Here is a 14925-nt window from a genome sequence, read left to right as displayed (position 1 = left end):
TAGTGCGCGCAATCGTCATCGCAAGGCACGCCGGAGCGGAGGGCAACCGTGCCGGCGGGTAACCTGACGCGGGTGGACTACGCCGGAGCATTCCTCGACGAGAACCGGGCCTTCGCGGAGCTTTTTCAGGATGCCGACGAGTCCACGCCGGTGCCCACCTGCCCGGACTGGAACCTGCGGCAACTGTTCCGCCATGTCGGTCGCGGCGACCGCTGGGCGGCGCAGATCGTGCGCGACAAACTCGACAGCTACCTCGACCCGCGCACGGTGGAGGGCGGCAAGCCGCCGCCCGACCCCGCCGGCGCCATCGCCTGGCTGCACGGCGGCGCCCAGCGGCTGATCGACGCCGTCGAGCTGACCGGGGTCGAAACACCGGTCTGGACGTTCCTTGGGTCGCGCCCGGCGAACTGGTGGGTCCGGCGCCGGTTGCACGAGGTCGCGGTGCATCGGGCCGACGCGGCGATCGCGCTGGGTGGCGAGTTCACCCTGGACGCCGGCGTGGCCGCCGACGGCATCACCGAATGGCTGGAGCGGGTCGCGATCCAGGCGGGCGGCCAGGGGGCGCCGCTACCGCTCGAGGAGGGCGACACCCTGCACCTGCACGCCACCGATCCCGGCCTGGGCGAAGCCGGCGAGTGGACGATCGCCGTGGAGGAGGGCCGGATCGCCTGGTCGCACGAGCACGGCAAGGGCAGCACCGCGCTGCGTGGTGGCGCCACCGAGCTGTTGCTGGCGATCCTGCGCCGGCGGCCGCTGGCCGATACCGGCGTGGAGCTGTTCGGCGACGACGCCGTGTGGGAGCGCTGGTTGGACCGTACGCCGCTCTAGCCGCGGGGCCGCACGGTAACTTGCACACCATGACCACATCGGAGATCGCCACCGTTCTGGCATGGCACGACGCCCTCGACACCGCCGACATCGACACGTTGCTGGCGTTATCCAGCGACGACATCGAGATCGGCGACGCGCACGGTGCCGCGCAGGGCCACGAGGCGCTGCGCAACTGGGCCTCGTCGCACCGGGCGACCACGCAGCTCGGTCAAATGTATGTGCACGACGGTGTCGTCGTCGTCGAACAAAAACTGGGAAGCCCCGACGGGCCGGGGGAGGGCACCAACGCGCTGGCGTTCCGCGTCGTCCGTGACCACGTCACGTCGGTGTTCCGGCACGACAGCTTGGCGTCGGCGCTGGCGGCCACCGAGCTCACCGAGTCCGACGCCATCGAATAGGCCCATCAAGGCATTAGGAGCTGTCCATGCGCGGAATCATCCTGGCCGGCGGGTCGGGCACCCGCCTGCATCCGATCACCACGGGCATCAGTAAGCAGCTGCTGCCGGTCTACGACAAACCGATGGTCTACTACCCGCTGTCCACCCTAATGATGGCCGGAATCCGCGACATCCTGGTGATCACCACGCCGCACGACGCGGCTGGATTTCAGCGGCTGCTGGCCGACGGCTCGCAGTTCGGCGTCAACATCACCTATGTGACGCAGGAAAAGCCCGACGGTCTGGCCCAGGCTTTCGTGCTGGGCGCCGACCACATCGGCAACGAGCCGGTGGCTTTGGTGTTGGGAGACAACATCTTCTACGGCCCGGGGCTGGGCACCAGCCTGAGCCGCTTCCAATCCATCAGCGGGGGAGCGGTTTTCGCGTACTGGGTGGCCAACCCGTCGGCATACGGTGTCGTCGAGTTCAGCGACGACGGCCGGGCGTTGTCGCTGGAGGAGAAGCCCAAGACGCCGAAATCCAATTACGCGGTGCCGGGCCTGTACTTCTACGACAACGACGTGATTGAAATCGCCAAGGGTCTCAAGAAATCGGCGCGCGGCGAGTACGAGATCACCGAGGTGAACCAGATCTATCTGAACCGGGGCCGGCTCTCGGTCGAGGTGATGGCCCGCGGCACGGCCTGGCTGGACACCGGGACGTTCGACTCGCTGCTGGACGCAAGCGATTTCGTGCGCACCCTGGAGCGACGGCAGGGCCTCAAGGTCAGCGTCCCCGAGGAAGTGGCGTGGCGGCGGGGCTGGATCACCGACGAGGAGCTGGCCGAGCGTGCACACAGCCTGCTCAAGTCCGGCTACGGCGGCTATCTGCTGGATCTGTTGGAGCGGAGCCGGTTTCAGTAGGTTTGGCCAGCACCGCCGCGATCGCCGTCGTCAGCGGCACCGACAGCGCGAGCGCCATGCCGCCCACGGCCGAGCGGGCGATCTCGATGGCCACGCTCTCGCTGGTCAACACGTCGGTCAACGAGCGGTTGGCGACGCTGAACAGCAACAGCAGCGGCAGCGAACTACCGGCGTAGGCCAGCACCAGCGTGTAGACCGTGCTGGCGATGTGATCGCGGCCCACCCGGATGGCGCCCAGAAAGATCGCCCGCCGCGAGCCGCCGAGGTGGGCGAGCTCGAACACCGTCGAGGCCTGCGTCACCGTCACGTCGTTGAGCACACCCAGCGACCCGATGATGAACCCGGCGAGCAGCAGGCCGCCGATCGACACATTGCCCAGGTACGCGCTGACGGTGCTGTTCTGCTCGTCCGACAGCCCGGTCAGCTGCGCCAGTTGTATTGCCGCCCAGGACAATCCGGCGGCCAGCAGCAGCGCCGACAGGGTGCCCAGCAGCGCGGCGCTGGTCCGCAGGTTGACCCCGTGCGCGAGGTAGATGACCGCGTACAGGATGGCCGCCGACGCCACCAGCGCCACCGGAACCGCGGGTGCGCCGTCGCGCAGCGCCGGCAGCAGGAACATCACCAGCACCAAGAACGCGACCACGATGCCCACCAGCGCGAGCAGCCCGCGCCACCGCGCCACCGCCACGATGACCACCGCGAACGCGATCGCCAAACCGGTGAGCGCCCAGCCGCGTTCGAAGTCGTAGAACGCATAGCTGGTGGCGCCCTGGTCGTCGACCTGCCGGACCAGCCGAATGTGGTCGCCCACCGCGAATTTCGGCTGGCCGGGGCCGGGGGAGGACTCCAGTAGCGTCTGGGCCCCGGCGTTCGGGCCGGAATCGATCGAGACCCGGGTCAAGACGCAGCGTCCCGCGCCCGGCGTGGCCTGCTGCGGCGCGCCGGTGAGGACCTGACTGACCGACGGGCTGCCGCAGTCGCCCGTTCCGCTGGACAGCACGTGCCCGGCCTGCGTGCTCACCGCGCCGCCGGCCGCGTTCTGCAGCGGCATCGGGATGTCGACGTGCTGTCGGCTGGGCCAGAGCACGACGGCGCCGACGGCCACCGCCACGCCGATCGCGACCAGCAACCCGACGACGATCCTGGCTGGCAACGGATCAACGGCTGACGGGCCCGAGGGCATGCTGTGCGAGTGGGAGTGCGTCACCCGCTCCACCGTAGAGGCGGCCGCGCGGGCGCTTACGGCCGATAGCCGACGAGGAAGTTGCCCAACCGCTCGATCGCGGCCGCCAGGTCGCGGGCCCACGGCAACGTCACGATGCGCAGGTGATCCGGTGCCGGCCAATTGAAGCCGGTGCCCTGGGTGACCAGGATCTTCTCCTGCAGCAGCAGGTCGAGGACGAGCTGTTCGTCGTCGTCGATGTCATAGACCTCGGGGTCCAGCCGGGGGAACGCGTACAGGGCGCCGTTCGGCTTGACGCAGGACACCCCCGGGATCTCGTTGAGTTTGTTCCACGCGACGTCGCGCTGCTCGAGCAGCCGCCCGCCCGGCAAGACCAGGTCGTCGATGCTCTGGTAGCCGCCCAGGGCCACCTGGATCGCGTGCTGCGCCGGAACGTTGGGGCACAGCCGCATGTTGGCCAGCAGGTTGATGCCCTCGATGAAGCTGCCGGCGTGGTCCTTGGGCCCGGTGATCGCCAGCCAGCCGGCCCGATAGCCCGCCACCCGGTAGGCCTTGGACAGGCCGTTGAAGGTCAGGCACAACATGTCCGGCGCCAGCGTGGCCAGGTTGATGTGCTTGGCGTCGTCGTAAAGGATCTTGTCGTAGATCTCGTCGGCGAGCAGCAGCAGCTCGTGCTTGCGCGCGAGATCGACGATCTGGGTGAGGACTTCGCTGGTGTAGACCGCGCCGGTCGGGTTGTTCGGGTTGATCACGACCAGCGCCTTGGTGCGGTCGGTGATCTTGGACTCCATGTCGGCGATGTCCGGCTGCCAGCCCTGGGTCTCGTCGCACAGGTAGTGCACGGGCGTGCCACCCGCCAGCGAGGTCGATGCCGTCCACAGCGGGTAGTCCGGCGACGGGATCAGCACCTCGTCGCCGTTGTCCAGCAGCGCCTGCAGCGTCATGGTGATCAGCTCGGACACGCCGTTGCCCAGATAGACATCGTCGACGTCGAACCGGGGGAAGCCGTCGACCAGCTCGTAGCGGGTCACCACCGCACGGCGGGCGGGCAGGATGCCCTGCGAGTCGGAGTATCCCTGGGCGTACGGCAGGGCCTGGATCATGTCCCGCATGATCACGTCGGGCGCCTCGAAGCCGAACGGCGCCGGGTTGCCGATGTTGAGCTTGAGGATGCGATGCCCCTCGGCCTCCAGCCGCGCGGCCTGCGCGTGTACGGGCCCGCGAATCTCGTATAGGACGTCCTGAAGCTTCGACGACTGCACGAAACTGCGTTGGGGCCGGTGATGACCCGACGCGTGTAGGGGCAGGTGATGGGTGGTCACACCATTAATGGTGCCATCACTGTCCACTGAAATTTGCTGTCAAGCGTGAAAGACGCAGGTCAGCGCTTGCCCGGGGGACGCGCCCCACGGGCAATGCCCAGGCCTTTGACGGGTGGCTGCGGCGGCGCGTCGTCGCCGTCGGTCTGCTTTGCCGGCTCCGCTTTCGGCGCCGGCTCGGCTTCGGCCTTGGGGGCTTCGGCCGGTTCGGGCTTAGGGGCCTCGGCCTTGGGGGCCGCCTTCTTGGCACCCGGACGCTTGGCGCCCGCGGCGATGCCCAGTCCCTTGACCGGGGCCTCGGGTGCCTTGGCTTCGGGCTCGGTCTCGGTGGCGGGGGCCGCTTCCGCGGTCGCCTCGGCCTTGGGGGCGTCGGCTTTAGGGGCCGCCGGTGCGGACTTCTTGGCGCCGGGTCGCTTGGCGCCCGCGGCCAGGCCCAGGCCCTTCACCGGTGCGGCGGGTGCCGTGGCTTCGCCATCTTCGGTCGGCGCCTCGGCCTTGGCGGTCTCGGCCGCCGGTGCGGCTTTCTTCGCGCCGGGCCTCTTGGCGCCGCCGGCGATGCCCAGCCCCTTGACGGGGGCGGCCGCCTGCGCCGTGGCCTCGCCGGCCGGTTCGGCCGCGGCTTTCTTCGCGCCGGGCCTCTTGGCGCCGCCGGCGATGCCCAGCCCCTTGACGGGGGCGGCGGCCTCGGACTTCGGGGCGGCCTCGGCCTTGGCGGGTGCCTCGTCGGCCGGCGCCTCGGCGGGGGCGGTCGCCGTGGCGGTTGAGGCCTTCGGCGCTGCAGCCGCCCGCTTCTCGGCCTCCTTGGCGGCCGTGCCCTTCTCCGGCAGCGTCCCCTTGTCGTACTCGAGGGACCCGAGCAGAATCTGCGCGACGTCGAGCACCTCGACACCGCTGCGGCCGGCCTCTTCCTGGCGGTCGTTGACACCGTCGGTGACCATCACCCGGCAGAAGGGGCAGCCGGTGGCGATGGTGGCGGCGCCGGTGGCCAGTGCCTCGTCGACGCGCTCGTGGTTGATCCGCTTGCCGATGTGCTCTTCCATCCACATCCGCGCGCCGCCGGCGCCACAGCAGAAGCTGCGCTCGGCGTGGCGCGGCATCTCGGTCAGGTTCGCCCCCGCGGCCCCGATCAGCTCGCGCGGCGCCTCGTAGACCTTGTTGTGTCGGCCCAGGTAGCAGGGGTCGTGATAGGTGATGTCCTGCGACACCGGGGTGACCGGCACCAGCTTGTCGTCCCGGATCAGCCGGTTGAGCAGCTGAGTGTGGTGCAGCACCGAGTAGTTAGCGCCGAGCTGGCGGTACTCGCGGCCCAGGGTGTTGAAGCAGTGCGGACAGGTGACGACGATCTTGCGGTCGACGGTCTCCACGCCCTCGAAGACCCCGTCCAGGGTCTCGACGGCCTGGGCGGCCAGCTGCTGGAACAGGAACTCGTTGCCCGAGCGGCGCGCGGAGTCGCCGTTGCAGGACTCGCCGGTGCCGAGCACGAGGTACTTCACGCCGGCGATGGCCAGCAGCTCGGCGACGGCCTTGGTGGTCTTCTTGGCCTTGTCGTCGTAGGCGCCGGCGCAACCCACCCAGAACAGGTACTCGAACCCGTCGAAGCTGTCGACGTCCTCGCCGTAGACCGGCACGTCGAAGTCGACCTCGTCGATCCAGCTGGTGCGGTCCGATGCGTTCTGGCCCCACGGGTTGCCCTTGGTTTCCAGGTTCTTGAACAGCACCGACAGCTCGGAGGGAAACTCCGACTCCATCATCACCTGGTAGCGGCGCATGTCGATGATGTGATCGATGTGCTCGATGTCCACCGGGCACTGCTCGACGCAGGCGCCGCAGGACACGCAGGACCACAGCACGTCGGGGTCGATGACGCCGCCCTGTTCCTCGGTGCCGACCAGCGGCCGGCTGGCCTGCTCGGGGCCGGATCCCATGACGCGGCCGAAGCCGGACTCGGGAACGTGGTGGGCCTCGGCGTGCTTCTCGCCGGACAGTTCCTCGCCGATCCCGCCTTCCGGCGTGCTCTCGAGGGGGCTTTCCTTATCGCCCAGGATGTAGGGCGCCTTGGCCATCCAGTGGTCGCGCAGGTCCATGATGACGAGCTTGGGCGACAGCGGCTTGCCGGTGTTCCACGCCGGGCACTGCGACTGGCAGCGCCCGCACTCGGTACAGGTGGCGAAGTCCAGCATGCCCTTCCAGCTGAAGTCCTCGATCTTGCCGCGACCGAATTCGGCATCGTCGGGCGGGTTTTCGAAGTCGATCGGCTTGCCGTCGTGCTCGAGGGGCAGCAGCGGGCCCAGCCCGTCGGGCAGGCGCTTGAAGATGACGTTGATCGGCGCGGTGAAGATGTGCATGTGCTTGGAGTGCAGCACGATGATGAGGAACGCCAGCATGACCAAGATGTGCAGCAGCAGCGCAGTCGTTTCGATGATCTCGTTGGCGGGCTGGCCCAGCGGTCGCAGGATGGCTCCGAACAGCTGCGACAGGAAGGCGCCGTTTCCGTAGGGCAGCGTGCCGTTGTTGACCGCGGCTCCGCGCACGAACACGTAGGTGAAGACGACGTTGAAGATCATGAACAGCACCAGCCAGGCACCGCCGGTGTGCGAGCCGTAGAACCGTGACGAGCGTCCGATCTCCCTCGGGCTGCGCATCAATCGGATGATGGCGAAGGTGACGATGCCGAGGAAGACGGCGGTCGCGAAGAAGTCCTGCAGGAAGCCCAGCGCGTTCCAGCGGCCGATGATCGGGATGTGGAAGTTGTCCTGGAACAGCAAACCGTAGGCCTCGATGTAGACCGTCAGCAGGATGAAGAAGCCCCACATCGTGAAGAAGTGCGCCAGGCCGGGGATGGACCACTTCAATAGCTTGCGCTGACCGAAGACCTCGGAGACCTCGGCCCAGACGCGTTTGCCGGGTTCGTCGGTGTGCCCCGGGGCCGGCTTGCCGGACGTGATCAGCTTGAACAGCCACAGGACACGCCGTGCGGCGAGTGCGGCCACGACCAGCGTCATGCCCATGCCCACGATCAGCCTGATGAGCATCTGCGTTGTCACGGAAGGTCTCCCCAATGCATAGATAATTCGGCCTGTGCTTAGTTGCCTGCTTAAGCCCCGCTCATAGTTACATCTTCGCGGCTTTCAGCGCGAGAAAGGCTGCCCTAACTTGCCGTTCGCCGGTGCCTCTGGCCTGCTGGTTAATACCCACTAACTCGATGTGACGTTTGTCGGAGTGATGAGCGCCACCAAATTTCGTTAAATGACCTTTGCCGGGGTCCTTTCGCGGCTCGGGCGAAATCCGTCTGGTCAGCGCCCGAACGGGGGTTGGAAGATGGGCCGCGAGCGCGTGGTCGTCGGCGCCGCGGTGGTGGTCGCCTGCGACGTCGTGGTGGGCGCGGCGGTCGTGGTTGTGGTGCTCGGCGGCGCCGTCGTGGTCGTGGTCGACGGCTCAGGCGCGGGCGTGGTGGTCGTGGTGGCCGGCGCCTCGTTGGACGGTGGCGGCGGCGCGGGGATCACGGTGACGGTGGTGCTGTCGTTCGGTCCGGTGATGGTCACCGTCTGCGGCGGTTGGCTGGGCGGCGACGTGGGAGTGGCCGGGGTGGACTTGGTGAGCAGCAGGTTGATCGCCAATATCAGGGCCACCAGCACCGCCGCGCCCGCCCCGGCCACGCTCAACACCAGCGCAGTGCGTTTGTACCAGGGCAGTTTCGCCTGGCCGCCGGCGTAGCGGCTGCCCGTCGCGTCGTCGAATTCCCTTGCCTCATTGGCGTACTCGCCCGTGGCGTCGCGGCCGGTGTAGGGCACCGGCTCGTCGTGGTCCGCGTCCTGCGACCAGGCCAGGGCGTCATCCACGTCGGTGGCCTGGGCCGCCCAGGCGGCCTGGGTCATGTCGAGCCCGGCGGTGCCGACCATCTCGGTCGGTGTCTCCACCGCGGCGGCAGCGGCGGTCGGGGCTACCCCCGACGCGTAACGCGGGCCGAGCACCGCCGCACCCACGGCGGCGCTGAGGGCCGGCTGGGCGGTGCTGTGCACCGGCACCCCGAAGCGCTGCCCCAACCGCGCCTTAAGCAGGGGGATGTTCGCGCCACCGCCGGCGATCGCCACGGCGCTCAGCCTGGTGTTCGGAATTGCGTTGCGCCGCAACGACTCGTCGACCGACGAAAGGAAACGGTCCAGCGGGCCGGAGATGAGTTGCTCGAATTCGGTGCGGGACAACTGGGCACCGTCGCCGGATGCGCCGGCGATGGTGCCCACCGCGGCCGTCGACAGCTGCTCCTTGGCGCGCCGGCAGGCGCCTAGCAGGCGGGCCTGCGACCCGACCCGCGCGGTGCCGCCGAGCATGGCGGTGCTGACGTCGGAAGCCAGTAGGTGATCCAGGACGAGCTGATCGATCGCGTCGCCGGAGAAATCGGTGTACCGCGTCGCCCGCCCGACGGGCGCAAAGCCGGCCTTGGCGTCCATCAACGTTACGGTGGTGCCGCCGGCGCCGAAGTCGCACAGCGCAATAACGCCGTCGGCCCCGAGTCCCGGCGTGCCGCGCAGCGCAGCGAGCGCGGCCGTGGCGTCGGACACCAGCATCGGCGCCACCCCGCCGCGTGCCAGGTCGGACTGGGCGAAGAACTCCTCGCGCAGCGCCGCGAACTGGTCGTCGGACCAATAGGCGGGCACCGCGATGGTGATCGGTGTCCCGTAGCCGACCGCGCGGGCCATGGCCTCGATCGCCTCGACCGTCAGCGCCGCGCCGAGGTACTTGGTGCCGTCGGCCGCCACCAACGGCGCGCGGTCGCCGACGCGTTCGACGAATCCGCGCAGCACCAGGCCGGCTTCGGTCAGGTTCGGATTCTCTTCTGGCAGGCCGACTTCGGTGGGCCGCTGTTCGAACAGGGTCAGCACGGAGCTGCGGATTATCGGAGCGCGGCCCGCGCGGGCGGCAACCAGGTTGGCCACCCCGATCGATAGCCCGAGCGACTCGCTCATCTGCTACACCCCTGTGTCAGTCGTCCCGTTGCTGTCGCACGCTGATCCTCACCGTAGCGACCGTGGACTGCAGCGAGTGTAGGGCTTCGCCGGCGGTGCGCGATGGAACCGTGCTCGGTTTGCCACCGACTCGCTAACGCAGGCCCGGCGGCACCGTGATCGGATTCGGCCTCCCGGGAATGGTGATCACCGACGGCAGCTGCGGCACATGGTGGTGATGCGTCGGCTGCTGCGTCTGTCCCCCGGTGGGCTGCTGCTGCGTCGGCTGCTGCGCCGGCGGCTGTTCAGCGCTGCTGCTGGGCGAGGACGTTGTGGTCGTGGTGGTGGTCGGGGTCGTCGTCGAGGTGGTGGCGGTGCTTGTCGGCGTCGTCGTTTTGGGAACGTGGGGGGCGGTCTGCTGTCCGTGGATGAGCTCGATGATGCCGAAGACGATCAACGCGATCAGGATGACGACGGAGATCAACCAGGCGATCAGCATTTTGGGTTTGCGATACCAGGGAGTCGGCTCGGCGTCCTGGTCAAACGGGTCGACGTCGCCGAATTGCTCGGATCCCTCGGGCGGGTTCGGCGGGGGACCGGCCGGCGGAATCTCGCCGGTCGGTGGCTGTTCGCTCGCACCAAACTCGCCATGCTGCGTCGGCTGGTTGTGGAAGTCGTCGCGTGGGCCATGGGTTGCCACGGGACCGATGGTACTGATCGCACCTGCCAATCTCCTGATGCCAAGCCTGCGCGACGCGTTGGTGGTTAGGTCGAGGTCGTGGATTCCCTGGTGAAGCTGTTGCGGGACACGGCCGCTGTCCGGATATCGGTCTGCGTGGCCCTCGGAGTCGCCGTCGCTGTCGTGGTGGGCAACACGGTCGATTGGCGTTATGCGCTTGCCGGCTGGATCGCCACCGCCGGAATGTATGCGGCGTGGACGCACCTCAACCTGCTCGGCATGGACGCCGAGCAGACGTGTCGATGGGCAACGCGGGAGGATCCGACCCGGTGGGTCGCCGACGCGGTCATCCTGTCGGCGAGCGTGGCGAGCCTGGGCGGCGTCGGCTACGTGGTGGCTGCGGGTTCACGCTCGGGCCATGAGGCGTTGGCGGCCGCCGTCGTCGGCGTCCTGATTGTTGCCGCGTCCTGGGTGGCCGTGCACACGCTGTACTCGGTGCACTACGCGCGGCTCTACTACTCGGATGACCCGGGCGGCATCGACTTTCACGACCCCGAGCCGCCCCGCTTCCGGGATTTCGCCTACCTCGCCTTCACGGTCGGTATGACGTATCAGGTGTCGGACACCGAGATCGGCTTGGCGTCGATCAGGGCGACGGTCTTGCGCCACGCGCTGGTGTCCTACCTGCTGGGGGCGGTGGTCCTGGCGGTGACGATCAATCTGATCGCGGGGCTGGGCTCCAAGCTCTGATCGGACCGGTTATACGCCCGCCGTTGGACTTCCTCGAAGAATCCCTTCGATCCGATCCAGCAGCTCGCTCGGGTCGGCGCGGGCGCCGTCTCGCCAGGCGATGAGTGCGTTGAGGAGGTTGACCGGCGGAACGCTCAGTCGCAGCCCGAGCATCACGGTCTTGGCGGTGTCACCGCCGGCATCTATGGGGCGGTAGGCAATTGCGACCTGCGGCGCGCGACCACCCCGTGGCTGCGAGATGAGCTTGGGCTCGATCGACTCGACGAGCTCACGCCGAATTTCGGTCAACTCGCTCTTCCGCTCGGCCAACCGCACGGTTAACGCGGTCCGGGTGATGCAGAGAAGGCAGCGCCGCCACATGCGAACGATGCCGTACCCGGTCAGCGGAGTCACGGCCAAGATGAGGATGCCGGTGAAACGAAGCCACGCCGGATTGCCGGGCGCATACCCCGCCGCAAGAGAGGCGACGCCCAGCAGTGGGACCAGCACAAGCACGATGTACGCGTTGCCCTCGTACCAAGGGATGTAGCGGCAGACGATCTCGTCACCGATCCGGCTGACCCCGGGACGAAAAATCCGGCGCTGCCCCCCGAGCAGGATGATGCCGCCGGTCACGGCGACGCCGAGAGGCAGATACCAGGTCGATCCGACCAACACGTTGAAGCCCGCCACCAGGCACAGGAAACCTCCGAAGGAGTAGCGCAGCGCCCGTCCCCAACCGCCTTTCGCCCCGCCACCGGCCATCAGTGACCGCCCCGCTTTGCGGTTACCGGGGCGCGGTGCCGGCCGGCGGGCGCAGCGACGGCCGCCGGACCCGGTCGGACCTTCAGCCAGATCTGTGTCCTGTCCACCGGCGAATCGTGCAGCGCGGTCACCGTCAATTGCGTAATCAGCGTCTCCTGTTCAGCCGTGATGATCCTCGATCGTGACGCGCTGTCGACGGTGCCGAGTTCGTGCGCGATCTGCATCGCGAGTAACCCGGCGATCCCGGCACCCTCGGTGGACGCGGTTAGTTCACGGCGCAGTTCACTGCAGCCCGGCGCCGTCTGTAACTGCTGCTCAACCAGCATCGCGAACGCTTCGGCGGGGTCCAAAGCGGCCTCGACGCGATGCATCGTCAACACCGCGCTGGCACAGAACACGTCGATGCACGGATCGCTGCGACAGATCCACACACGGGCTCCGACCGCCGAGTCGAAGGGTGCCCAGCCCGGCGGTACCCCCACATCCACCACAAACCCGGCAAACCGGTCGACCGGGGACACCGTGACGCCGCACTCCTGCACAAACTCATCGAATCGCATCGAATGTGCCCCTTACCCGAAACCGAAGACCGATTCCACGCCATGCACCGCACTATCGACCGCATCCGCGACCGGGTGCCAGGCTGCTTCGACGCCCTTCGATGCCAGGTAGCTGGCGACCGCTCCAGCACCGGCGCCGACCACCAGGCCGACCGCGGTCCCCGCCCCGGGAACGACCGATCCAACCGCTGCACCAATCTCCGCACCCGCCCATAGCCCGGCGGCGACACCCACACCCTCCCGGGTGACGGCCTCCGGCACCGAGTTGCCGTCATGAACGTCGGACATGACGGCGGGCACCGCGCTGGCCGCGGCAACCACCCCGCCGATACGGGAGAATCCCGTGATCTCGACTCCACCGATCTTTGGATCCTCCAGCCACCTCAATAAGCCCGGATCGGCCTTTCCGGGACCCGTGCCGGGGGACTCGGCAATCAAGTTGGTCGCCGCCTGACGCACACCGTCAGCGGTACCTCCGGCCACCGCGCCCGCACCCGCGATCGCCACATCCCCCGGCGTCGGGTTCAACTTGGGACCCCCGCCGCCGGGCGGCTCGCCCGCTGCCGGGCCGGGTCTCGCCTGGGGACCGACGGAGTCGTATCCGTCTGCGTGCAGGGTGCCCATCGCGTCCTGAAACGACTTGGCGTAGCCGTCGCGGGTCGCTTGCAGCTGGGTCAGGGCGGCTTTGGTTTCAGCAACGGCGTCGTCTTCACATTCGGCGATGAACGCTTCCAGCGCATCGAAGTCGGCCCGGCTAAGGTCGCCGTCGTCTTCCATCGCGTCGGCTTCGCCGATCAGAGCGTCGAGGTTCTGCAGCTTTGCTTCCAGCGACGCGATCTGCCCGGCCGCGGCGTGCTGCGCCTCGGCCAACGTCGCGGCGATGTTCTCCAGGTCCGCACCGATCTTGGGTATCTGGAGCGACTGCGCCCCAAGGGCTTTCGTCACCTGCTGCACTTCGTCGGAGCCGGTGATCGGATGATCGCCATTCTGGTGGTTCCAGGCGGCATCGAAGCGGGTGCGGGCCTGCTCGAACGCGTCGTTGGCCTCCTTCGTGCATCGGCCGGCACGCCGAAACGCCTCGGCCAGGTTGGAAATCTGCACCGGGCTGCCCGCCTGCAGGCTCGCATTGATCGCCCAGGGGTTGCCGCCGGCCACGCCGACCAGAGCCGGGACGCTGAGGTATCGCAGTTGCATGGAATCGTCAGCTACTCGCCCGACTGCTGGTCAACCCGGTTCGCATTGCCACCCCTCCCGAGCTCATGGGTCAGATTACTAATGCGGGCCTGGTAATCAATTCACCTCGCGCTCTCGAGTCGGCACCATCGCCGATCGCGGGCAGGCTGTCCCTATGGAGCGGGTGTTGCTGACCGTGGGCCACGGTCCGGCCGACCGGGAGCGGCTAACGGAGTTGCTTGCCGGAGCGGGAGTTGCGCTGGTGGTGGATGTGCGGCGATACCCGGCCAGTCGGACCAATCCGGACGTGCGGCGAGAGCCCCTGGAATCCTGGCTGCCGCAATCCGGCATCGACTATCGGTGGGAGCCCCGCCTCGGCGGGCGGCGGCATATCGCGGCCGGTGAACCGGAGCCGGACAGCTGGTGGACGGTGGCCGCGTTCCGGGCGTACGCGGCATGCACCCGGACGCCGGAGTTCGACGCGGCGCTGGACGAGGTCCTGGCCGACGCCGGCCGGTGCACCACGGCGGTGATGTGCAGCGAGAGCGTCTGGTGGCGCTGCCACCGGCGGCTGATCGCCGACGTGTCGGTGCTCGGGCGCGGGGTGCCCGTGCGGCACCTCATGCCGGACGGCCGGCTCAGTGCGCACCGCCCAGCGGAGGGTGCCCGCCGCCGCCCCGACGGCCACCTGGTCTGGGACGGCTGCGTTTCAGGCCCCTAGAACGTGTTGACCTTCTCGACGCTGACGAACATGCCGTGCTTGGTCTGGTCGTTGGTGAAACGGGTGCCGTCGGCGTTGGCGATGATCGTCCAGCCCTGCGCCGCGTAGGTCTTGTAGTCGATGGTGACGGTCGGGATGGCCCCCAGGTTGCCCAGCACCCACTGCACCTTGCCGCCGGTGTTGATGCTGACGCCGTTGGCGTGCTCACCGTCCTGCAGCGGCGAGTTGGTGAACGGCGCCTCGCAGCCGACGGTGTCCTTGTTGATCTGGCAGCGCGTCACGCCAGATTTGGTCTCGATGAAGACGTAGCCGTTCTGGTCGGGCGGCAGCGGGATGGCGCCCGCCGGGTTGGTCGGGTTGCTCGGCGCGGCGGACGGGCCCGGGGCCGGCGCCGCGGTGGCCGACGGCGGTGTGGATCTGGGGGTGGGGAAAGACGGCTCGGTGGGTCCCGCTCCGGGCGAGGCCACCGGTCGGCCCCCGATGATCGAGCTGCAGCCCGACACCAGCTCCGAACCGCCCACCAGGGCGACGAGCAGCAGCGAACCACCGGCCAGGCTTCGCCGCGCATTCTCCGAAAACCGCACCCGCCGCTCCCCAGACGATTCGAATAGCGGCACTCAGGTTACGCACCGAGAGGCGAAAGCCGCTGCCCTGGCGCGGCTATCGATACCGAGCCGATGGCCCAGGTTTATCACCGCGTGACCGACCCGTCGGACCAGAGC

The 14925-nt window shown here is 68.4% G+C and carries 14 protein-coding genes; 5 read left to right on the top strand and 9 right to left on the bottom strand.

Annotation, left to right across the window (positions count from 1 at the left end):
• The first annotated feature begins 72 nt into the window (after positions 1-72).
• From B8W69_RS01825 to rfbA, 3 genes are read left to right on the top strand one after another with little or no spacing between them, the layout of a single operon-like run.
• Positions 73-828, top strand: coding sequence for a maleylpyruvate isomerase family mycothiol-dependent enzyme (locus B8W69_RS01825; RefSeq protein ID WP_085288339.1), 756 nt, complete (start codon positions 73-75; stop codon positions 826-828).
• A gap of 29 nt (positions 829-857) precedes the next feature.
• A complete protein-coding gene (locus B8W69_RS01820) occupies positions 858-1229 on the top strand; it encodes a nuclear transport factor 2-like protein (RefSeq protein WP_085288263.1) in 372 nt (123 codons plus the stop codon).
• 26 nt (positions 1230-1255) lie between these two features.
• The gene (gene rfbA / locus B8W69_RS01815) at positions 1256-2131 is read left to right on the top strand and encodes a glucose-1-phosphate thymidylyltransferase RfbA (RefSeq protein WP_085288261.1); all 876 of its coding nucleotides are present in this window, start codon (positions 1256-1258) and stop codon (positions 2129-2131) included.
• Here the strand turns inward: rfbA and B8W69_RS01810 are convergent.
• The 5 genes from B8W69_RS01810 to B8W69_RS01790 form a co-directional block, all read right to left on the bottom strand.
• A complete protein-coding gene (locus B8W69_RS01810) occupies positions 2073-3338 on the bottom strand; it encodes a YibE/F family protein (RefSeq protein WP_085288338.1) in 1266 nt (421 codons plus the stop codon). The two genes, rfbA and B8W69_RS01810, sit on opposite strands and share 59 nt — an antisense overlap.
• A gap of 32 nt (positions 3339-3370) precedes the next feature.
• Complete coding sequence (locus B8W69_RS01805; RefSeq protein ID WP_085288259.1) at positions 3371-4663, bottom strand: pyridoxal phosphate-dependent aminotransferase; 1293 nt, start codon at positions 4661-4663, stop codon at positions 3371-3373.
• A 32-nt stretch (positions 4664-4695) separates the two neighbouring features.
• On the bottom strand, positions 4696-7677 hold the full coding sequence (locus tag B8W69_RS01800) for a heterodisulfide reductase-related iron-sulfur binding cluster (RefSeq protein WP_085288257.1): 2982 nt from the start codon (positions 7675-7677) through the stop codon (positions 4696-4698).
• A gap of 249 nt (positions 7678-7926) precedes the next feature.
• Entirely contained in the window at positions 7927-9597 is a 1671-nt protein-coding gene (locus tag B8W69_RS01795) for an Hsp70 family protein (RefSeq protein WP_085288255.1), read from the bottom strand.
• A 133-nt stretch (positions 9598-9730) separates the two neighbouring features.
• The gene (locus tag B8W69_RS01790) at positions 9731-10276 is read right to left on the bottom strand and encodes a hypothetical protein (RefSeq protein WP_085288253.1); all 546 of its coding nucleotides are present in this window, start codon (positions 10274-10276) and stop codon (positions 9731-9733) included.
• Between the two features lie 78 nt (positions 10277-10354).
• On the opposite strand from B8W69_RS01790, the gene B8W69_RS01785 reads away from it, so the two are divergent.
• Complete coding sequence (locus tag B8W69_RS01785; protein WP_085288251.1) at positions 10355-11005, top strand: DUF1345 domain-containing protein; 651 nt, start codon at positions 10355-10357, stop codon at positions 11003-11005.
• 9 nt (positions 11006-11014) lie between these two features.
• On the opposite strand, the gene B8W69_RS01780 is transcribed toward B8W69_RS01785, so the two are convergent.
• The 3 genes from B8W69_RS01780 to B8W69_RS01770 are packed head-to-tail and all read right to left on the bottom strand — an operon-like array spanning position 11015 to position 13503.
• The gene (locus B8W69_RS01780; RefSeq protein WP_085288249.1) at positions 11015-11749 is read right to left on the bottom strand and encodes a hypothetical protein; all 735 of its coding nucleotides are present in this window, start codon (positions 11747-11749) and stop codon (positions 11015-11017) included.
• Complete coding sequence (locus B8W69_RS01775; protein ID WP_085288247.1) at positions 11749-12309, bottom strand: LpqN/LpqT family lipoprotein; 561 nt, start codon at positions 12307-12309, stop codon at positions 11749-11751. The genes B8W69_RS01780 and B8W69_RS01775 overlap by 1 nt, the downstream gene beginning before the upstream one ends.
• Before the next feature lie 12 nt (positions 12310-12321).
• A complete protein-coding gene (locus tag B8W69_RS01770) occupies positions 12322-13503 on the bottom strand; it encodes a putative alpha/beta hydrolase (RefSeq protein ID WP_085288245.1) in 1182 nt (393 codons plus the stop codon).
• 163 nt (positions 13504-13666) lie between these two features.
• Between B8W69_RS01770 and B8W69_RS01765 the strand changes: the two genes are divergently transcribed.
• A complete protein-coding gene (locus B8W69_RS01765; protein ID WP_085288337.1) occupies positions 13667-14203 on the top strand; it encodes a DUF488 domain-containing protein in 537 nt (178 codons plus the stop codon).
• Here the strand turns inward: B8W69_RS01765 and B8W69_RS01760 are convergent.
• Positions 14200-14757: a hypothetical protein gene (locus tag B8W69_RS01760; RefSeq protein ID WP_419538239.1), complete on the bottom strand. Its 558-nt coding sequence runs from the start codon at positions 14755-14757 to the stop codon at positions 14200-14202. The genes B8W69_RS01765 and B8W69_RS01760 overlap by 4 nt on opposite strands.
• Positions 14758-14925 lie beyond the last annotated feature (168 nt).

The sequence above is a fragment of the Mycolicibacterium vulneris genome (assembly GCF_002104765.1).
GTDB lineage: Bacteria > Actinomycetota > Actinomycetes > Mycobacteriales > Mycobacteriaceae > Mycobacterium > Mycobacterium vulneris.
This window is presented reverse-complemented; position numbering and strand designations above follow the sequence as displayed.